Origin of the sequence: Dyadobacter sp., from assembly GCF_039919315.1 — a bacterium.
GTDB lineage: Bacteria > Bacteroidota > Bacteroidia > Cytophagales > Spirosomataceae > Dyadobacter.
This window is the reverse complement of the sequence record NZ_JBDSFX010000006.1, coordinates 1-19,914: the sequence shown is the minus strand read 5'-3', so window position 1 is coordinate 19,914 and position 19,914 is coordinate 1. Positions and strand designations below refer to the sequence as shown.

Annotated in this window: 14 protein-coding genes; 8 read left to right on the top strand and 6 right to left on the bottom strand. The window is 45.8% G+C overall.

Going from position 1 to position 19,914, the window contains the following annotated elements; translation table 11 throughout:
* Positions 1-1,027, bottom strand: a 1,027-nt coding sequence (locus ABIO93_RS02460; RefSeq protein WP_348064052.1) for a M1 family aminopeptidase, incomplete at its 3' end; no start/stop codon positions are given.
* Positions 1,028-1,190: 163 nt separating this feature from the next.
* Here ABIO93_RS02460 and ABIO93_RS02455 point away from each other — a divergent pair.
* Entirely contained in the window at positions 1,191-3,464 is a 2,274-nt protein-coding gene (locus ABIO93_RS02455) for a prolyl oligopeptidase family serine peptidase (RefSeq protein WP_348064054.1), read from the top strand.
* A gap of 42 nt (positions 3,465-3,506) precedes the next feature.
* Here ABIO93_RS02455 and ABIO93_RS02450 read toward each other — a convergent pair whose 3' ends face one another.
* Complete coding sequence (locus ABIO93_RS02450; RefSeq protein ID WP_348064050.1) at positions 3,507-4,010, bottom strand: hypothetical protein; 504 nt, start codon at positions 4,008-4,010, stop codon at positions 3,507-3,509.
* Positions 4,011-4,274: 264 nt separating this feature from the next.
* Between ABIO93_RS02450 and ABIO93_RS02445 the strand changes: the two genes are divergently transcribed.
* The 3 genes from ABIO93_RS02445 to ABIO93_RS02435 all read left to right on the top strand — a co-directional run bounded on the left by ABIO93_RS02445 (position 4,275) and on the right by ABIO93_RS02435 (position 6,934).
* Positions 4,275-5,060, top strand: coding sequence for a DUF1080 domain-containing protein (locus ABIO93_RS02445; protein WP_348064048.1), 786 nt, complete (start codon positions 4,275-4,277; stop codon positions 5,058-5,060).
* Positions 5,061-5,191: 131 nt separating this feature from the next.
* Positions 5,192-6,070, top strand: coding sequence for a cyclase family protein (locus ABIO93_RS02440; protein ID WP_348064046.1), 879 nt, complete (start codon positions 5,192-5,194; stop codon positions 6,068-6,070).
* Positions 6,071-6,166: 96 nt separating this feature from the next.
* Positions 6,167-6,934 (top strand): SDR family oxidoreductase, encoded by a 768-nt coding sequence (locus ABIO93_RS02435; protein ID WP_348064044.1) that lies wholly within the window; start codon positions 6,167-6,169, stop codon positions 6,932-6,934.
* Position 6,935: 1 nt separating this feature from the next.
* Here the strand turns inward: ABIO93_RS02435 and ABIO93_RS02430 are convergent, their stop codons facing one another.
* Entirely contained in the window at positions 6,936-8,219 is a 1,284-nt protein-coding gene (locus ABIO93_RS02430) for a PQQ-dependent sugar dehydrogenase (RefSeq protein ID WP_348064042.1), read from the bottom strand.
* A 221-nt stretch (positions 8,220-8,440) separates the two neighbouring features.
* Between ABIO93_RS02430 and ABIO93_RS02425 the strand changes: the two genes are divergently transcribed.
* From ABIO93_RS02425 to ABIO93_RS02415, 3 genes are all read left to right on the top strand, one after another.
* Positions 8,441-8,770: a hypothetical protein gene (locus ABIO93_RS02425; RefSeq protein WP_348064040.1), complete on the top strand. Its 330-nt coding sequence runs from the start codon at positions 8,441-8,443 to the stop codon at positions 8,768-8,770.
* Positions 8,771-8,977: 207 nt separating this feature from the next.
* Positions 8,978-11,614, top strand: a complete 2,637-nt coding sequence (locus ABIO93_RS02420; protein ID WP_348064038.1) for a glycoside hydrolase family 2 TIM barrel-domain containing protein — start codon at positions 8,978-8,980, stop codon at positions 11,612-11,614.
* Between the two features lie 85 nt (positions 11,615-11,699).
* Positions 11,700-12,878: an AGE family epimerase/isomerase gene (locus ABIO93_RS02415; RefSeq protein WP_348064036.1), complete on the top strand. Its 1,179-nt coding sequence runs from the start codon at positions 11,700-11,702 to the stop codon at positions 12,876-12,878.
* 7 nt (positions 12,879-12,885) lie between these two features.
* On the opposite strand, the gene ABIO93_RS02410 is transcribed toward ABIO93_RS02415, so the two are convergent.
* From ABIO93_RS02410 to ABIO93_RS02400, 3 genes are all read right to left on the bottom strand, one after another.
* The gene (locus tag ABIO93_RS02410) at positions 12,886-15,060 is read right to left on the bottom strand and encodes a c-type cytochrome domain-containing protein (protein WP_348064034.1); all 2,175 of its coding nucleotides are present in this window, start codon (positions 15,058-15,060) and stop codon (positions 12,886-12,888) included.
* Positions 15,061-15,107: 47 nt separating this feature from the next.
* Positions 15,108-16,562 (bottom strand): DUF1501 domain-containing protein, encoded by a 1,455-nt coding sequence (locus ABIO93_RS02405; protein WP_348064032.1) that lies wholly within the window; start codon positions 16,560-16,562, stop codon positions 15,108-15,110.
* A gap of 183 nt (positions 16,563-16,745) precedes the next feature.
* The gene (locus ABIO93_RS02400; protein WP_348064030.1) at positions 16,746-19,064 is read right to left on the bottom strand and encodes a PSD1 and planctomycete cytochrome C domain-containing protein; all 2,319 of its coding nucleotides are present in this window, start codon (positions 19,062-19,064) and stop codon (positions 16,746-16,748) included.
* Positions 19,065-19,217: 153 nt separating this feature from the next.
* Between ABIO93_RS02400 and ABIO93_RS02395 the strand changes: the two genes are divergently transcribed.
* Positions 19,218-19,865, top strand: a complete 648-nt coding sequence (locus tag ABIO93_RS02395) for a hypothetical protein (RefSeq protein WP_348064028.1) — start codon at positions 19,218-19,220, stop codon at positions 19,863-19,865.
* Positions 19,866-19,914 lie beyond the last annotated feature (49 nt).

Below are 19,914 nucleotides of genomic sequence, written 5' to 3'. Positions count from 1 at the left end.
AATTGGCAAAAACCTCTTTCAGCCACACATCGTTGAACCAATCCATGGTAACCAGGTCGCCAAACCACATATGCGCCGACTCGTGCGCAATCACGCTGGCACGCGCCATACGCCTGTTTACAGACGCATTTTCATCCAGAAACAAGGAAGGCTCATTGTAAAAGATCGAACCCGGATGCTCCATGCCACCATACTGAAATGACGGCAGCAACACAAAATCAAACTTCCCGAAAGGATAAGTAATGCTCGTATAATCTTCCAGCCACGTTAACGCTTTGGCGTGGAGTTCAAACACTTCATCCCGGTTACGGTTGACCTTCGACGTATCTGTCTCCCGGTAGTACATCGTCATTTCGCGACCATTCAAGGATTTTGTCTCCTTAAAAAATTTCCCGGCTGCAAATGCGAAGAGGTACGAGCTGATCGGTTTAGTTTTTGCAAAGCGATAGATACTCTTGCCATTTTCCGAAGTTTTTGCTTCCAAAGCACCATTAGACACCGCTTCCCAGGCTGCTGGCGTTTTCAATGTGAGGCTGTAAGTCGATTTCAGGTTCGGCTGATCGAATAACGGAAAGCAGGTAGAGGCGCGGTCCGGGACAAAAAGCGTGTACAGATATTCCTCGCTTCGGTTCAGCGACAGGTCACCGGCAATGAATGTAATGCTGATTTCATTCTTACCCTTTTTCAAATATTCCGGCAAAATAATGATATGCTCATTTTCAAATGTATAAGGAACATTTTCGCCCTTTTTCTCTACTTTCAACAGGTTGGATTGCTCCGAGTTGAAGTCCAGTACCAATGCGGAATCAAGCGAATTGAGCTGAAAAGTGATGGTCTCCTTACCATTGATCCGCTCATTTTTCTTCACTGGAATATCCAGTTCAATCTGATAATGAATGCTGTCTATGGTTTTCTTACGGTACTCATTCAATGCGAAAGAGACACCTTTTTCGGGCAGGGTAGCCTGTTTCTGTTGGCAAGCCAATGTTGTTAAGACAATTACAAACAATAAATAAATTTTCCGCATATTTGAGTTTCAAAAACATGGGCAAACTAACTAAATAACCCAAGAAATAATGACAATAAGAGGCTTGCTCGCAAAAATTTCGACATCTATACTTTTAACACTTCTTCTCGTCACCACCCATTCCCAGGCACAAACCCTGGCTCCGCTGACTGTGGAGAAAATAATGAGGGATCCTAAGATGTGGATGGGGACATCACCGTCGGGCATTACCTGGTCGGATGATTCCAAAACGATTTATTTCAATTGGAATCCGGATAAAAATGCCGCCGATTCGCTGTACGGTTACAATATTGCAGACAAAAAGATCAGCAAAATAACACCGGAAGAGCGCAAAACGCTGCCGGGAAGAAATGGTATCTACAACCGGCTACACACGCTCAGGCTTTTTGAAAAGAACGGGGACATTGCTCTGATCGGATACCAGAATTTCACAACCAGGCAGATTACCTATACTGCTGAACGTGAGAGCGATCCAGCATTAAGCGGCAACGAAACCAGTATTATTTTTGAGCGGGGCAACAATCTGTACGGCCTTTCGCTTGTCAGCGGATTGCTCAGTCAGCTGACCGATTTTAAAAACGGCACTAAAAAGTCAGATACCAAGCCCGGAGATCAGGAAAAATTCCTGAAAGAAGATCAGCTCGCTATGTTCGATATTTTGAAAGAACGAAAAGACAAAAAAGACGCCGGCAAAAAAATTACAGAGTCTGAAAAACCTTCCTACCCGAAAGAAATTTACCTAGGAGACAAGAATGTTTCCAACCAGAAAGTAAGTCCTGACGGAAAGTTTATTACTTACGGGCTTGCCCTGCCCGACAAAAATGCCAAATCAACCATAATACCGAATTATGTAACGGAATCAGGTTTTACGGAGGACATTTCGGGCCGAACAAAAGTAGGCGCGCCAGCTTCCAAACATGAATTCTGGGTGTACGACATTCAAAAAGACACCACCATTCAAATAAGCGTAAAGGACATTCCAGGCATTCACGACAAGCCCGATTACCTCAAAGATTATCCTAAACTGGACACGGCATGGAAAGACAAGGAGCGCGAAGTGGTTTTTCACGGCCCGTTCTGGTCTGACGACGGTAAAAATGCAGTAGTGGTCGTCCGTTCGCTGGATAGCAAAGACCGGTGGATCATGGCGTTTCACCCTGAATCTGCTTCGCTGAAACTACTCGACCGACAGCGTGACGAGGCGTGGATCGGTGGCCCTGGGATCGGCGGTTATCCGCAAAGTTCAGGAGAAATCGGCTGGCTGGATGATCAAACCATTTATTTCCAGAGTGAAGAATTAGGTTACTCCCATTTATATAGTTTGAATGTATCGACAGGTAAGAAAACCGCGCTGACTTCCGGCAAATTTGAAGTCCAGAATGTGGTGTTGTCCAAGGATAAAAAGACTTTTTATATCATTACCAATGAGGTTCACCCTGGTGAGCAGCATTTGTACCGTATGGCCGTAAGTGGCGGAGAACGCACACGTCTCACATATCGTACGGGGGCATACGAGGCAACGCTTTCTCCCGATGAAACCAAGTTTGCGCTGCGCTATTCCAACAGCACTTCGCCATGGGAGCTATACATGATGGACAATCCTGCGCCTGGCAGAAAGACTGATCCGCAAAGAGTTACAGAATCTATTACTAAGGAGTTTTTGTCTTACAAATGGCGGGAAGCGAAGATAGTGACCATCAAAGCTACCGACGGCCAGAACATTTATGCAAGGGTTTATGAACCCAGAAAATCCAATGGCAAGGCGGTCATCTTCGTGCATGGAGCGGGCTATCTCCAAAATGCCCACAAATGGTGGAGTCAATATTTCCGGGAATACATGTTCCACAACCTGCTCACTGACAAAGGTTATACCGTGCTGGACTTAGATTATCGCGCCAGCTCAGGATATGGTCGCGACTGGCGGACTGGCATTTACCGGTTCATGGGTGGTAAGGATTTAACAGATAATACCGACGGAGCGAAGTGGCTCGTCAAAACTTATGGCATTGATGCGAAGAAAATAGGTATTTATGGCGGCTCGTATGGCGGCTTCATTACATTAATGGGACTTTTCACTACGCCCGACGTTTTTACAGCAGGTGCAGCATTGCGCCCTGTGACCGACTGGGCTGCGTATAATCACAGCTACACGGCCAATATTCTTAATGAGCCTCAGGCCGATAGCCTGGCCTATCGCGAAAGCTCACCCATTTATCACGCCGCAGGATTAAAGAACAATCTGCTGATATGCCACGGGATGGTAGATGTGAACGTGCATTACCAGGACGTGGTGCGGCTTTCGCAGCGGCTAATCGAGTTGGGCAAAAACAATTGGGAACTTGCGTCTTATCCGATGGAAGATCACTCTTTTGTGGAAGCGTCGTCCTGGACTGACGAATACAAACGGATATTGAAGCTTTTTGAAGAGAAATTGTAGGGGAGAACTGGTGTCGGTAAGCGGCACCAGTTTTAAATCGGTTTACGCTGCATTACTGATCTTTCTAGCGATCGGGTAACCGCCGTAATTCTCCCACAATCCCATAATCAGGCTCCTTTCTTTGGGAGTATGCAGGCCAAAGTCGATCAAGATTTCACCATCCCGAATGCGGCTTTGGAAATATTCGCCGTACTCGTCGGACATGACAGACTCAGACAATGCCCTGAAACCTCCTTCATTTAATCCTCCGGCCACTACAAGGGCCAGTCCCGGAATCGCCACAAACCTACCATACACATCCAATGCATCCGGGATCCTGGAAACTTGTAGCTTTTTTCTTTTAAAATAATCTAGCCCCGCGTTGTTGTAAAAACTATCCCCGTCGTGTTCATAGAGCCGGTCGCAGGTGTCCTCCGACATGATTAATGTTATTTCTTCTGCCTTATATCCCAGTTTAATAAGTGTTTGATAAGCTTTCTCTGCATCCTCCCTCGTTGCAAACACGCCTGTCACGGTACTTGTACTTTGTTGATGTAATGGTGTCATGTCAATTCAGTGTGTAAAAGTTTGAAAAGTATTATTCTTATTAAATGCTTAATAAGAATTGATGCAGTAAATTAAAAATCCGTGCCCGACTGTTAACATAGCATATCTTCGTTTTTTGCGATTATATACGTAAATGCACACGAGGCCATAATTCTACACAAAACAAAAAAGCATGTAGTATAAGAGTAATTACAAAATAGCTGCTGCTTATACCGAAGACCGGCGTGACCGGACATTATTCAAACGACCTATACTTAACTTAAAATGAATAGACTTTTCAGAACAATAAAGCAAATTGTATTAGCGCAGGCAGTATTTGCCGTCGCCTTCGTTTCCATTTCACAAGCCCAGGTCGGCGTAGGTACCAAAGCTCCCAAAGGTGCTGAGGTGTACCTTGACGGCAGCCGTAAAATGCTGGACGAGAAATGGATGTACTGGGAAGGACCCCGTTTTAAAGCCAAACCGCCTATCAAATGGACAGTTGTTAATGATCCTGTTGACAAAGGAACCGTGATCAACTGTAATGATCCTGCCTCTGCGGGCGGATTGTACGGATCGGCGGACATTGTGACCAAAAAACAATTCAAGGATTTCCGGGCGCACGTGGAGTTCTACATTACCAAAGAAGGCGGAAACAGTGGTGTTTATTTGCAAAACAGATACGAGATCCAGGTTTTGGATGGCGATACCACCTCGCACGGAATGGCGGCGGTGATCAACGAATCCAAGTCCCCTTACTATGCCTACAACGGGATCGGCAAGTGGAATTCTTACGATATCTTGTTCCGGGCAGCGCGGTTTAAAGATGGCAAACGGGTTGAACAACCTATGGTTACGCTTTATTTCAATGGAAAAAAGGTACACTCCAATCAAAAGATCAGTCAGGTTTGGGGCGGGGCTAATTCGGGTATCGACGGAGGCAATGATGGAGGAAAAGGCATTACCGACACACCTGGTGGCTTAAAATTACAATCCGAAGGTCACGACGTACTATACCGCAACATCTGGATCAAGGAAATGGAACTGGAAAAACCTGATACTGACTTTTAATCACAAAACATCAGCAGTACCACCCGTTCTGATCAGCATTGGAACGGGTATTTTTTTGCATAAAAATGATGAATGGTGAGCCAGCTAACCATATATATGATTTAATTGCCCAAAAAAGACCATTCAGTCACATGGAACAAAGAGTTGTATTTGATTTTGAAATCCAATTTACCAATGGAGGTGGCATTCAAGGCCAGGATTTCCGGCTTGATATCACCGGGGAAAGCATCTCTGACCAGGAACTGGCGGATTATATTGTGCAGGACCTGAGGCTGTTAATGGTGGGAAAAGTTAATATTCTCAACAAGTTTTACATTCAGGAAAAACACAAACGTACGCCGGTCGACACACCATCGCCTGAAAAACTCGTCGACCTTAGTCATACCATTTTCGATGGACTAGTTACCTACAAAGGTCTTCCCGCACCGATTATCTGCGACTTTTTGAGCAGAGAAAATTCAAGGGGCAGGTACGAAGAAGGTACCGAATTTCAGATTGGGAAAATTGAAATGGTAAGCAACACCGGTACCTACATTGACTGTCCTTTTCACCGGTATGAACACGGAAAAGATCTTTCCGAGGTCAACCTGGAAGCTTTCGCGAACCTGGAAGCGATTACGATTGATGCCAGCAATGTCATAGAAATCGGCGCTGATTATTTCAAAGGCCTGGAAATCAGAAACAAAGCTGTGTTGGTGCGGACCGATTGGTCTAAAAACTGGAATACCGACGCTTACTTCGAAAACCATCCATTTCTGACAAAGGAAGCCGCCGAATATCTCCTCGAATGCGGCGTCAAACTGGTTGGAATCGACAGCCATAATATTGATGATACCCGAGGAAACAGTAGGCCAGTCCACACCATTCTGCTGGGCGCTGATATCCTGATCGTAGAGCATTTATGTAACCTCGACAAGCTTCCGGGAAGTAACTACCTGTTCAGCGCGGTACCTCCCAAATTCAAGGGAGTCGGAACGTTTCCGGTGAGGGCGTTTGCCACATTGCCGTAATTACCGTTCGATTTTCTGCGATTTAAAGATCCTGTGTTAACCAAATTCATCTGCTGGCACGGGATTGATGGCTTCCGACCGAAAAGCGCAACTTCTATGAAACTTTCCGAAAAATTCAGTTTAGCCGGCAAAACTGCCTTGGTAACAGGTTCAAGCCAGGGGATTGGCAAAGGGATCGCCATCGCGTTTGCAGAATATGGCGCGGACATTATCCTGCACTATCGAAAAGACCGTGCAGAAGCCGAAGCTGTTGCGAAAGAGATCAAAAAGTCAGGCGTGAAAACATACATCATCAAGGCTGATCTGTCCAAAACTGACGGCGCCAAGTCCATTTCTGACCAGGTTCAAAAGAAGGCCAAAATGCCCGACATTGTTGTACTGAATGCATCTGTACAAATACCAAAACTCTGGCAGGATACAACAGAAAAGGACTTCGATGCGCAGGTGAGTGCCAATTTCAAGTCAACATTGCTGCTGATGCAGCGTTTCGCTCCTGAAATGATTTCGAAAGGCTGGGGAAGAATTCTGACGATCGGTAGTGTGCAACAGGTGAAGCCACACCCATCCATGATCATTTATGCGGCAACTAAGTCAGCGGTATTGAATATGGTACAAAATGTGGCCATGCAACTCGCTGATAAGGGAATTACAGTCAATAACCTGGCACCCGGTGTAATCGGTACACCGCGCCTCGATCAGGATGTGCCTGAACCGGAAGAAAGGATTACGAAGCGACTTGAAACTCCGTCAGGACAAGTTGGAGACCCTCAAGATTGCGCCGCGCTGGCCGTCCTGCTCTGCTCGGAAGCAGGACGGTTTATCACCGGGCAAAATATATTCGTAGACGGCGGAATGAGCCTGTAACCTACTTCTTCTTGTAATCAATCTTAAAAATAGTACCATTCAAGTCATCCGTCACGTACAGCGCGCCGTCGGGTCCCTGGGCCAGGCCGCATGGGCGATGCTGGATAGGGCCGCTGGGGTTTGCGAGGTCAACACCTGCGAAATTGTCCGCAAAAATCTCCCATTTGCCCGGTTTACCGTTCACAAATGGCACAAAAGCGACGAGATATCCCTTTTTCAGCTCCGCTGATTGGCTGTGAAAAGCGATAAAAGCACCATTTTTATATTTTGCCGGAAACATATTACCCGTGTAAAACATCAGAGCATTGGGGCCAAGGTGCGCCGGAAATGCTACCAACGGGTTGATCGCTTTTTCGCCAGACACTTTCTTACCGTCACCACCATATTCGGGTGCCAATATTTTTTTGTTCTGAAAATGATCGTAATAAATGTAAGGCCAGCCCGCATCGTCGCCTTCCTTGATCCGATAAAGTGTTTCGGCAGGCAGTTCTGCGCTTTGTTTCGGCGTGTAGTACTGAGGGTACATATCGTCAAATTTGCCGCGTCCGTGCGTTGTAGCGTACAAGGAGTTGGTTTTATTGTCCCAGTCAATCCCTACTGCGTTTTTCACACCAGTCGCATAACGGGTACCATCCGCAAATTTTTGGTTCAGCTTATCTGCTTTGAACTTCCAGATTCCTCCCGCAGAGTCCAAAATGCTACATGGAGACATTCCTTTTCCTGAACCCGCCTGGCGGCAATTGTCATTATAAGAACCCACTGTAACATAAATATTACCATTGTTGTCCAGCGCAAGTGGCTTTGCATTGTCCCGTCCATGATCCACCAGTCCCTCGACGATCTTTTCAGGATTCTCAAAATCAATGATCTCTTCCTTATCGTTCAGCTTATATCTGAAAATACCTTTATTGGAAGAGCTATACAAATACCCGTTTTTAATCGCCACGCCCGTGCCCTGATAATCACCAAAAAGCTTTTGCTCATCGATCGTACCGTCGCCATTCGCGTCGCGCAACAGATACATTCCCTTCCCGTCTTTCAGCTTCGAAAGCTTCACATACATATCGCCATTTTTACCAACCACTATATGCCGCGTCGCTCCCAGATCGGTCGCCAGGATCTTTGCTGAAAAACCTGCCGGAAGTTTAATATCCTTCGCATCAACCAGTGCAGTGATTTTACTTTTCAGAGGAGGAACCTCGGCTGCATTTTTGTACGCCAAAAGGCCTGTAACTCCCGCCAGCATGAAAAATGCGCTTGCCGTTTTAATTAATTTTCTTTGCATGTAATGTTTAAATTGAGTTAAATAGGTTAATTTTATTAAATGAATACCTGAATTTCTTCGGTATATATAAAAGCATTCCTAGGAAAGTTTATTACTTGGAGTAGTCATTCATTTTTCCTTAAATAAATCTAATTTGGAATGTTTTTTTTTAACATCTTTGGGCATCGAACCAAAAACTACCTATCCTACGTAATTTAGTAATCTAATAAAATACTACTGCTATGAGCCCATTTGATGATGACGAAGACGATTTGTTTGATGACGACCTTCCTGGAAATTACCCGGCCGAAGAGGACATCTTTCGTAAGGGTCTGATAGATGCTGACATTGATCCTGAGGACATTTCGAGAGTGAAACGTGAGTTGGAGCTTGAAGCAGGAGAATGGAATGAAAAGTCATTTGACGACGACCTGGTAGGCGACGACCTGGACGTTCCGGGATCGGAATTGGATGATGATGACGAAGAGATTGGCAGGGAGGATGAAGAAAACAACTATTACAGCCTTGGTGGCGACAATCATGATGACCTGGAAGAAAACCAGGGTGACTAGTCGATCAAGATCACATATCGAAGGCCTGATAAACTGATTATCAGGCCTTTTTTGCTTTATAAGGTTAGTTTCTATCTAATTTTTACAAAAATTTAATAATTAAATGAATGTTCGTTAATATTTTAATTAAACCAATATTCTCTCTTGTTTCGTAGCCTAAGGTTGAGATATATTTGTCCTTTACGACAATTTATGCCACTTTATTCTATGAAAATCTCTTCACTGCTATTAATATTCGTTCTCACACTTGCGGTATTTCCCTCCTATTCCCAAGAATCTCGCGAACTCAACTCCGGCTGGAAATGTGCGCCGGTTTCCAAAGTAAAAGAATCAGGACTAGCTATTTCAAAAAGTGGTTTTGCCATTGAAAGCTGGCAGCCCGCAGTGGTACCCGGTACCGTGCTCACCACCATGCTCGAAAACAAGCAAATTCCGGACCCGTTTTTTGGAATGAGCAACAAGCTCATTCCCGACATTTTCAATACAGGCCGCGAATACTACACTTACTGGTTTGTAAAAGATTTTGAAGAAAATGTCAATCCCGGACAGGAAGTATGGTTGCATTTGCGGGGTGTTAATTACGGTTGTGATGTGTTTCTGAATGGAAATAAACTGAATACTAAAACGCACGAAGGAATGTTCCTGCGCCAGTCATACAACGTGACGAAATTCATTCAGAAATCAGGCAAAAACAGGCTTGCCGTTATCGTTTACCCGCCGGATCCCGTTGGCAACCCAAATGGCGGACAGGGTGGCGACGGCACCATTGCCCGTAATGTATCGCACCAGTACGTGGCTGGCTGGGATTGGATCCAGCCCATCAGGGACCGTAATACCGGTATCTGGGACAAAGTGATCATTGAAAAAACGGGCACAATCAACATTAAAAACCCGCATATTGTCACACTGGTATCTGGCAAGCGTAACCCGGAAGGCAGCCAGAAACCAGCTACCATTAAAGTGACTGCAGAACTGGAAAATCCCACTGCATTGCCGCAAAAGGGCACTTTACACTATATACTCGACGGTGGCAAAGTTTCCAGGGAGGTCACCATTCAACCACATTCGACCATTGAAATTAAACTACCTGACCATATCCTGAACAACCCAAAACTTTGGTGGCCCAATGGTTATGGAGAGCAGCATCTTTATCCTCTCAAAATGCAGTTTGTGCAGAACGGAAAGGTTTCCGATACCGAGGAAATGAATGTGGGGGTTCGTGAAATACAGGCGGACTGGAACACGACTACCCGTAGCAAACAGATATCGGTCAATGGCCAGCGCGTTTTTATCAAGGGCGGCAACTGGATCATTTCCGACGCCATGCTACGTTTTTCCGATGAAAGATACAATGCAGAAGTTCGGTTTCACCGCGATATGAACCTGAATCTATTGAGAATCTGGGGAGGCGCGCTCACCGAAAGGCCTGAGTTTTATGAAGCCTGCGACCAATATGGAATTCTGGTGATGCAGGATTTCTGGGGATCAGGCGATTGCAATGGGCGGTGGGTAGATCCTATGAAACTCGATGATCAATGGACAAGAAGAAAGTATCCCGACGATCATGGTCTGTTTCTGAAATCGGCAGCTGACCAGATCAAGATGATCCGGAATTTCCCTTCGCTCGCGATCTGGTGTGGCGGGAACGAGATCACTTTGCCCGTTGACATCATGAACCCGTTACGCGACTCCATCCTGCCCCAACTGGACGGAACCCGCTGGTTTGTAGACTATTCCAATTCCGACGACATGTCATTTAATTCGCTCGGCGGTAACGGCGACGGGCCTTATGGTATTCAGCCGCTAGCTCGCTTCTGGAACTACAAAACCTGGCCATTTAACTCGGAAATAGGTTCGGTAGGCGTCGGTGACTATGAGTCGCTGGAAAGATTTATGCCCAAAGAAAACCTCATTGCACCTGCCTATTCGCCTGATAGTAAGCGTGAAAAAGTTGACTCCGTGTGGGCATATCACAAATACATTGGCTACGAACAGTACATTGATCCCTATGGAAAAGCGAAAGATGCACGTGATTTTGGCAAGAAAGCACAGCTTGTGAACTTCGACCAGTACCGGGCGTTAATGGAAGGTTTCAGCGCTCACATGTGGGACTGGTACACCGGTGTCATCATCTGGAAAACACAAAATCCATGGACCTCGCTGCGCGGCCAAATGTACGACTACTACCTCGACCCGAATGCATGCTTGTACGGATTACACTCGGGTAGCGAGCCGCTGCATGTCATGTACAACCCTGCCGATACTGCCGTAGCGATCGTGAATAACACATTCAAGCATCAGTATGACCTGATGCTGGTGATCGACGCCATTGATATGAAAGGCAACAGCAAAAGCCTCGGACAGGTTTTCGTGGAAATAGGCCCATCGACGACTCGTAGCATTTTGGGTGTCAAAAAAGAAATCAGGGAGTTGGCTAAGAAAGAAGGTATGTTTCTTTCGCTAAAACTTCTGAATGTTAAAAAAGAAACTGTCAGCAACAATCTATACTGGCTAGCTGATGAAAAAGGCAATTATAGTGGCCTACAAAGCATTCAAAAATCGGAACTCAGCGTCACCAGTCGCGAGGTTCAAAAAGGCAAACTCGCAGTAACAATCACTAATCCCGCAGGAGGTCCGGTAGCATTCTTTAATAGGCTATCGTTACTCGATCCAAAAACAAAAAAACGCCTTTTGCCGGTGTTCTATGAGGATAATTACGTCTCAATTCTGCCCGGTGAAAGTAAGACCGTGACGTTGGAATATATGCCCGACAAAGAAGTTTCACCGCTGCTTTCGGTGGAGGGTTGGAATGTGGAGGAGAAGTTGGTGAAGATTGGGCAATAGTAAACTTGCGGATCACTTTTAGAACGCCATCCCCAATAAGTATGAATAATTATCAGACGGCTTTATCTAAAAAAAGACTTAGAACATGGCCGCATTTACTGCTGATGCTTTTAAAAAAGAACTGATTGCCATTCTTGATTATTGGGAAAAATATGGCCCGGACCCGGAGAAAGGTGGCTTTTATGGTCAGGTCAATTATGAAAACCAACCTGTAAAAGACTCGCCGCGTTCCGTAGTGCTCACTGGCAGGATACTTTGGACATTTTCACTGGCACACAGGCTCTTTAAAGAAGTAAAATATCTGACATTAGCGGACCGGGCATATCAGCAGCTTGTTAAGAGTTTCATCGACCCCGAACACGGCGGTGTATACTGGTCTGTGAAGGCTGATGGCTCCCCCCTGGAAACGAAAAAGCAGATTTACGGCAATGCGTTCGCAATGTATGGACTCAGCGAATATTACCGGATCACGCACCATCAGCCGGCGCTAGACCAAGCGATCGCATTATTTAATGTCATCGAAAAGCACGCTTTTGACCCCGTAAATGGTGGATACCGGGAAGCTTTCGCCCGCGACTGGACCCATACGGACGACTATATTCTCAGCAAAAGTCCCTGGATTAAAAGCATGAATACGCATTTGCATTTGGTAGAAGCCTATACCAATTTGTACAGCGTTTGGCCGGACAAAAAACTCAAAAAGCAGACTTCCGATATGCTGGAAGCGATTATCACGCATATAGTGAATCCCGAGACCAACAGTATGCGGCTGTTTTTTGACGAAAAGTGGAAACCAAAGGACAACATTATTTCCTACGGTCACGATATCGAAGCTTCCTGGCTGCTATTTGAAACCGCCGAAATTCTTCATGGCGAAAAACTCATTGAGAAAATGAAGAAAAAATCGATTCAAATGGCCACTGCGGTCAACAAGGGTTTAAGTGCAGATGGTGCCCTCAACTACGAATACGATCCTGAAACCAAACATACACAAACCGACCGGAGCTGGTGGGTGGCAGCCGAGCAGCTTGTTGGATTTTACAATGCCTACGAACTAACCAAAGACAATCAGTTCAAAATCAAGGCGGAGCGGAGTTGGGATTACATTATCAATGAATTTGTAGACAAAGAGAAAGGGGAATGGTATGGTACTGTCAAAGCGGATGGTACGCCCGTTAAAGGTGACAAAATCAATTTCTGGAAATGTCCCTACCACAATGCCCGCGCCTGCGCCGAAATGTTGCGACGAATTCAAAAAGCCTGAAATCAGTTCAATTCAGGAACATTTCATCAACCAGTAAAAGCGCCTTATTGCCTTTGCTTCTGTGCCATTCGGGGATTTTACTTAATGGTTTCGCCACTATTTTAATGTAAGAGACACTTTGAGGCTTGAATTTCCCTTCCACAGTTTTTAATGAAGGCTTGTCTCCTTTTGAAGGCAGTGCGGCTTTGAATTTGGTCAAAAGCTTCAAATTTCCAGCATTGTCGCCGCCCCAGATTTCCACCAGTTCAGGCGGAAAAATACCGGTATCTTCCTCCACCATATAATGTATTCCGAGTGAAGATAGCATGACGGGTTTCTTGAATTCAGAAATAAAAGTCATGTCATTGTCTCTAACGCCCGCCCAGTTGTTAGCCCAGGCGGGGTTGTTAGCACCGATAACACCCAATTTATGATCGAAAAATGTCTTCGCCCCCTCGGCCTGGTGTACGCGGTTGAGCGGGGCAAGCAGGTTCACACTATCCGGGTTGAATGTGCTTTTGAAAAAGTCAAACGTGATCATATCGCTTCCATACCAACCATTTTTGTAGGCTTTGGCCTTAATGGTTTCACTTTTCGTTAATACCGTCTTATGATCAAATAATGGCGATTTAGTGCTGTCAGGCTCGGTTCCATCCATCGTAAAACGAATATCCACGCCTTTAATCGGATGTTTCAGTTCCAATGCCAGCGATTTGCCAAAAATGGTTGAATTGTTCTTCACCTGCGGCGGGTTCAATTTCAATGGATTTTTACCGTCGTCCTTAAAACCACCAATGATCGCCAGGTTTTTGTTCACTTTTTGTAATTGCACCACTTCGTCAGCCGACAATTTCGTTTCCCATACCGCGACCGTTTTCAAGCTTTTTAATGTTGGTAACAGTGCTTTTAAATCATTGAAATTCAACTTAGTGCCTGTGAGCGTAAGGTTTTGCAGATGCTTTAATGACGATAATTCCTTCAAACCTGCCGCAGTCACATCCGTGAAGTTAAGATCCAATTTGCTCAGGTTTTCAAACTGCGTAATGCTCTTCATATCGGCATCCTTCACGGGCATTTTGTTCAGATTAATCGAAATAACCTGTTTTTTGATCTCGCTCAATTCGTCCAACTGCTTCACACTGTATGCCGCACTATTGTAAATGTTCACTGCCAATGCCGGTGATTCGCGCGCCAACGGTAAGATCGTCCGGTAATCTGTGTTCAACTCAGCTACCTTTTCTTCATCCACAGAAGGAAAATCGTATTCTTTCTCCTGGCTCGCGGGTTGCAAAAAAGAGGAAGCGATGACCCGCAATGAATCCGTAGGAGGTAAATCGGTCAGTTTTTTCTTAAAATCCGCTTTCCCTTTTACCCACAATGTGAGTATAGAAATTTCCTGCAATGTCAGTTGCGCCTTACCAGTCGGCGGCATGTGTTTTTTCTCTTCGATGGGCAAATGAACGCGTTGCAAAAGCAGGCTCATCTTCGGATTCCCCGGAACCAGCAACTTTCCTGACTTCCCTCCTTTCATAATGGATTCAGGATCGGTCAGGATCAGTTCGCCTTTCAACTTGTCGGGATTGTGGCAGCTCGTACATTTCTGCTCAAAGATCGGCTGGATCACATTGGCGTAAATAAGTGCCTGATCCAATGGAACTGCGGCCATTTGTTTGCCAGAAGATATCGGCTCCCAGATAAAATTATTGCCATGCGTCAATGCCGCACCATAATGACCTGTCATAATCAATGCAATCACCGTCAGCATAGCTCCTGTTTTGGCCAGCGGTGCCCGGTACCAGGTTGTATTTCTGATCCAGTAAATAATAGAAGAAAAGAAGAAAATACCCGCGCCTGTCCATTTGTGAAAAAGCAATGTATCTCCGGAATAGCCTTCTTCTCGCGAAAGGAAAAGCCCCATAATCACTGTCACAGCCGCGAATAGGGCGCCGATTAGCAATAGATTTTGAAGAAAATTCCTGTAAAAAAGATTGGTAGCATACTCCGGTTTGAAGCGAAAAAACTCCAAAAGCATCGCCAGCAGCAGGATCACGATCGGAAAATGGAGGATCAGCGGGTGCATACGGCCAATGGTTTGCAGCCATGCCGGAATGACCAGTTTGCTTTCGAAGAGCAGTAAAAACAAAATGAAGATATTGGAAGCAACCAGTACCTGTTCCGCAAAAACCCTGAATCGTAAATGCATTTAAACGTTACCCAAAAATTGATCAATTAAAAAACGACTGCGAAAAATCAGCTGATAATGTCCCGGACGACCTTGCCTGAAACATCAGTAAGCCGATACCTTCTGCCCAAATGCTTGAAAATGAGTTTCTCATGGTTTAGGCCCAATTGATGCAGTATTGTCGCCTGAAAATCGTGAACGTGCACCGGATCTTTGGCAATGTTGTAACCCAGCTCATCAGTTTCACCATATACGATCCCGGGCTTGATACCGCCACCGGCCATCCATATTGTAAAGCACCTCGGATGGTGATCGCGACCGTAGTTGTCAGCCGTCAGTTTTCCCTGGGTGTAGCTGGTCCGGCCAAATTCTCCACCCCATATCACGAGCGTTTCATCCAGTAATCCGCGTTGTTTCAAATCAGTTACCAATGCAGCCGAAGCCTGATCCACATCCATTGCCTGTTTGGTAATTTCAAATGGCAGGTTTCCGTGCTGATCCCAACCTTGGTGGTAAAGCTGGACAAATCGCACACCGTTCTCGGAAAGCTTCCGCGCCAGCAGGCAGTTGGCCGCGTACGTACCCGGTACCAGGCACTCAGGCCCGTATAACTTAATAATATCATCGGGTTCCTTCGACAAATCCATTACTTCCGGCACGGCAGTCTGCATCCGGTAAGCCATTTCATATTGCTTGATCTTGGCACTGATCTCGGGATCGCCAAACTCTTGGTAGGACAATTCATTAAGCTCAGAAAGATTATCAAGCATATCACGTCGCTCGTGACGGTCCATTCCTTCGGGATCCCGGAGGTAAAGCACAGGATCTTCCCCTTTGCTGAACTGTACACCCTGATGCACGGAATCAAGAAAACCATTGGACCATAATTTGGAATAAACGCCCTGACCATTACCCACCCCGCGGGAAAGCAACACCGTAAAGTTTGGCAGGTTTTTATTCTCATTACCAAGCCCGTAGCTCAGCCAGGAACCCATACTAGGCCGGTTTCCCTGCTGCGAACCTGTTTGTAAAAATGTCAATGCAGGGTCATGATTAATGGCCTCGGTGTACATGGACCTGACAATACAAAGGTCGTCCACGATCTTGGACGTATAAGGCAGCAGGTTACTCACCCAAGCCTGCGATTGACCGTACTGCTTAAAGTCCACGAAAGAGCCTACCAGCGGAAACGAGGCCTGATTGGCCGTCATACCTGTCAGTCGCTGTGTTCCGCGCACCGAAGGCGGTATTTCCTGGCCATTCAAATCACGGAGTTTAGGCTTGTAATCAAACAATTCCTGCTGGGAAGGCGCGCCATTTTGAAACAAATAAATCACCCGTTTGGCTTTGGGTGCAAAATGCGGAATACCGGGCGCCAACCCCTCCTCTTCCAATCCTCCACCTTTCAACAAGTCGGGCATCAGCAATGATCCCAACGCAACGCTCCCTATCCCCAGACTCATGGTGGATAAAAAGCGCCTTCTGTTGAAGTTAAATCCGTGTTCTAATATTTCCTTTTCCATAATTTTTAGCTGTTGGCTACTAGCTGTTAGCTTCCTTTGACTTTACCAGTTGATTTGAGCTTCTCCTTCATTGTCAATTAGCTATTAGCTGTTAGCCATAAGCGTTTTTTACTACACCTGCTGATTTCAGCCCCTCCGTTATTCGCGTTTAGCTAAAAGCTAATCGCTAACAGCCAACAACCCTCACGACTTCGTTATCGTCTCTTCCAGATTATAAATCGTGGAAATGACTCTCATTAATGCAGCTAATGACATTTTATCAATGTTTCGGGTCAGTGGGTACTCCCCAACTGTCACCATTTTATCGGCCGTTTGCGGTTTGATCGTTTTCAGCTCTTTTTCATAGTAGGATGTCAGCACATTCAGTTCTTTTTCATTCGGTGTACGGCATACTATCAATCTAAAAGCCTTGATGATCTTATCCTTTGTGACGCTTTTTTCCTGCACCAATTTGGAGGCCAGCACGCGGGAGGCTTCCAGCACTGCGGGATCATTCATCATCACCAATGCTTGTAATGGTGTATTCGTTTTCAGCCTCTTCACTTCGCAAAGGTCCCTATTACTAGCATCAAAAATGCTCATAGTGGGTGGCGGAACCGTCCGTTTGATCAGCGTATACATGCCACGACGGTACAGGCTCGCTCCATGATCCTGATTATAAACCGACAGCAGTCCCCGACCGGATGTCGCACCTTCCCATAGTCCGGCGGGCTGGTAAGGCTTTACACTCGGGCCACCAATGGTTTTGTTTAAAAGGCCGCTACTTGCTAGTACCAAATCCTTGATAAACTCGGCATGAATGCGGTAACGAGGACCGCGTGCGAGCAAAATATTATCAGGATCCACGGCGAGTTTTTCTTTCGTGACCACAGCCGACTGCCGGTAAGTAGCCGACGTGACCATTTGTTTTACAAGTCGTTTTACATCCCAATTGTGTTCCATAAAGTCAACAGCGAGCCAGTCGAGTAGTGCAGGATGTGAGGGCAATTCCCCCTGCATTCCAAAATCTCCGGAAGTTTTGACAATACCTTTTCCGAAGAACTCCTGCCATAGAATGTTCACATAGACCCTCGAAGTCAATGGGTTCTTTTTGTCAAAAAGCCATTCGGAGAGCCCCAGTCTATTTTTAGGATATTTTTTATCAAAAGGCAGAATAGAAGACGGCGTACCTGGCTGTACCTCGTCGCCGGGCGCATCGTACACACCTCTTTTCAGAATGTAAGTCTTGCGTAATGTGTCCAGGTCGCCCATTACCGACACGATCAACCGATTGGTATCAGGCTTGTTCACAAACGTCAGGATTTTCTTCACGTCTTCATTGCTGATCTCCATGAAAGGTTTTTTGGCGTAAGTTTCCGGCCCGCCGATCACGGATTCGATCCCTACCTCTTTTACATTGTTAAAAAAGGCAAACATCTGGTAGTATTCCTTCTGCGAAAACGGATCGTATTTATGATCATGACAATGTGCACATTCCAACGTGACACCCAGTAACCCCTTACCAAACAGATCATTACGATCCGTAACGTACATCATCCTGTACTCTTCCGGGATTACGCCGCCCTCTTCGGTGATTTTATGATTCCGGTTAAAACCAGTCGCCAATAATTGCTCCTTGCTTGAATTTGGCAAGAGATCTCCCGCCAGCTGCCAGGTCACGAAATCATTATAATGCATATTTTGATTGAATGCATGGATCACCCAATCACGCCAGGGCCATTGCGTCCGGTAACCATCATCCTGGTACCCGTGCGAATCGGCATAGCGGGCAAGATCGAGCCAGTGAATCGCCATTTTTTCACCATAGGCTGGGTTTTTCAGCAGCTTATCCACCATTTTTTCATAAGCTTTCGAACTTTGGTCAGCCAGAAACTCATCCATCATTTGCAGTGTAGGCGGCAGGCCATTGAGATCCAGGCTCAGTCTTTTTAGCAGTCGCTCCTTGTCGGCTTCTTCATTGGGTGTGAGACCTTTTTGTTCCTGCTTTTGGAGTACAAACCGATCGATTTCATTCCTTGGCCAGTCCTCCTGATCCACTTCCGGCAAGGCTGGCTTTTTGGGAGCTACAAATGCCCAGTGCTTTTCATATTTAGCACCTTGCTTGATCCATTTTTCAATAAGATCTATTTCGCGCTGGGATAATTTCAGGTTGGAAGCAGGCGGAGGCATACGCAGGGACGTATCCTGGGTAGCAATGCGCAGATATACCTGTGAAAATTCAGGTTTGCCTGCTACCAGTGCGTGTGCCTTTGGATTTTCCTGCAATGCTTTAAAGGCACTTTCCGCCACGTCCAGGCGCAGACCGGCCTCCCGTTTGTTGGCATCCGGCCCGTGACATGCCAGACATTTATCCGAAAGAATGGGCCTGATGTCAAAGTTGTAACTGACCTCCTTAGGTAACTTCTCCTCCGCAGCCTGGCCCGGTGTTTTGTTACAGGATTGAATAGCAAATGCAATTCCAGCTCCTATAACGGCTAAAAAAATTCTTGTCTTGAAAATCATGTTGTGGGTTCGGAATGTCAAATCTCACTTTTTCATTAATATAATTAATTAACTAAAAAAATGTACATTTATTGGGGCAATAATGTCTATTTTAAGATTGGCAACTGTCCTGCTCTATACTGTTCCTACCATTAAATCCATCAATTTTTCTTTATGAAGCAAAGAATAATTTTACCTATTCTACTGACAATTATCGTGTTGGCCAGCTTTGCTCCGGCCAAAATCGGGCAATTTGAAAAAAGTGCTGATGTCGGAAACCCCAAGCTTGCAGGTTCCTCGCGTTATGACGCCGTAAAAAAAGAATATGTGCTGAAAGGCTCGGGCTATAACATCTGGTTTGAACGCGATGAGTTCCAATTCCTCTTCCGCGAACTTACAGGTGACTTCAAGGTAACTGCTGACTTTGACCTAACCGGGAAAGGCACAGATCCGCACCGGAAAGTAGGCTGGATGGTGCGCGAGTCCACAGAAGAAGATGCTTCCCATTTGAGCGCCGTAGTGCATGGCGACGGCCTCACCGTGCTGCAATGGCGGGTTGCCAAAGGCGACAAAATGCGTGATCCGGAAGATGAGATTTTTAGCAAAGAAAAAAATATTCAGACCGTTCAGGTGGAACGTAAAGGCAATGAGTACACCATGCGCGCTGCGGCCAAAGGCGCTCCCTTGCATGCAGTAGGCGCACATGAGATGGCGAATTTGAAAGAAAAAGTACTGATTGGATTGTTCATTTGTTCCCATAACCCGGCGGTAGTAGAAGAAGCCAGGGTGAGCAATGTGACCATTGTCCAGGGGAGGAAGTAATTCCTTCCTTAGATAACGAGAAGTTGTATCACAAACGCCCAACTTAGGT

Bases quoted from the DNA above. Each gene is read 5' to 3' on its own strand.
- ABIO93_RS02420 (WP_348064038.1), top strand. From the start codon at position 8,978: ATGAAAATCTCTTCACTGCTATTAATATTCGTTCTCACACTTGCGGTA.
- ABIO93_RS02455 (WP_348064054.1), top strand. From the start codon at position 1,191: ATGAGGGATCCTAAGATGTGGATGGGGACATCACCGTCGGGCATTACC.
- ABIO93_RS02395 (WP_348064028.1), top strand. From the start codon at position 19,218: ATGAAGCAAAGAATAATTTTACCTATTCTACTGACAATTATCGTGTTG.
- ABIO93_RS02405 (WP_348064032.1), bottom strand. From the start codon at position 16,562: ATGGAAAAGGAAATATTAGAACACGGATTTAACTTCAACAGAAGGCGC.
- ABIO93_RS02415 (WP_348064036.1), top strand. From the start codon at position 11,700: ATGGCCGCATTTACTGCTGATGCTTTTAAAAAAGAACTGATTGCCATT.
- ABIO93_RS02450 (WP_348064050.1), bottom strand. From the start codon at position 4,010: ATGACACCATTACATCAACAAAGTACAAGTACCGTGACAGGCGTGTTT.
- ABIO93_RS02410 (WP_348064034.1), bottom strand. From the start codon at position 15,060: ATGCATTTACGATTCAGGGTTTTTGCGGAACAGGTACTGGTTGCTTCC.
- ABIO93_RS02400 (WP_348064030.1), bottom strand. From the start codon at position 19,064: ATGATTTTCAAGACAAGAATTTTTTTAGCCGTTATAGGAGCTGGAATT.
- ABIO93_RS02425 (WP_348064040.1), top strand. From the start codon at position 8,441: ATGAGCCCATTTGATGATGACGAAGACGATTTGTTTGATGACGACCTT.
- ABIO93_RS02430 (WP_348064042.1), bottom strand. From the start codon at position 8,219: ATGCAAAGAAAATTAATTAAAACGGCAAGCGCATTTTTCATGCTGGCG.
- ABIO93_RS02435 (WP_348064044.1), top strand. From the start codon at position 6,167: ATGAAACTTTCCGAAAAATTCAGTTTAGCCGGCAAAACTGCCTTGGTA.
- ABIO93_RS02445 (WP_348064048.1), top strand. From the start codon at position 4,275: ATGAATAGACTTTTCAGAACAATAAAGCAAATTGTATTAGCGCAGGCA.
- ABIO93_RS02440 (WP_348064046.1), top strand. From the start codon at position 5,192: ATGGAACAAAGAGTTGTATTTGATTTTGAAATCCAATTTACCAATGGA.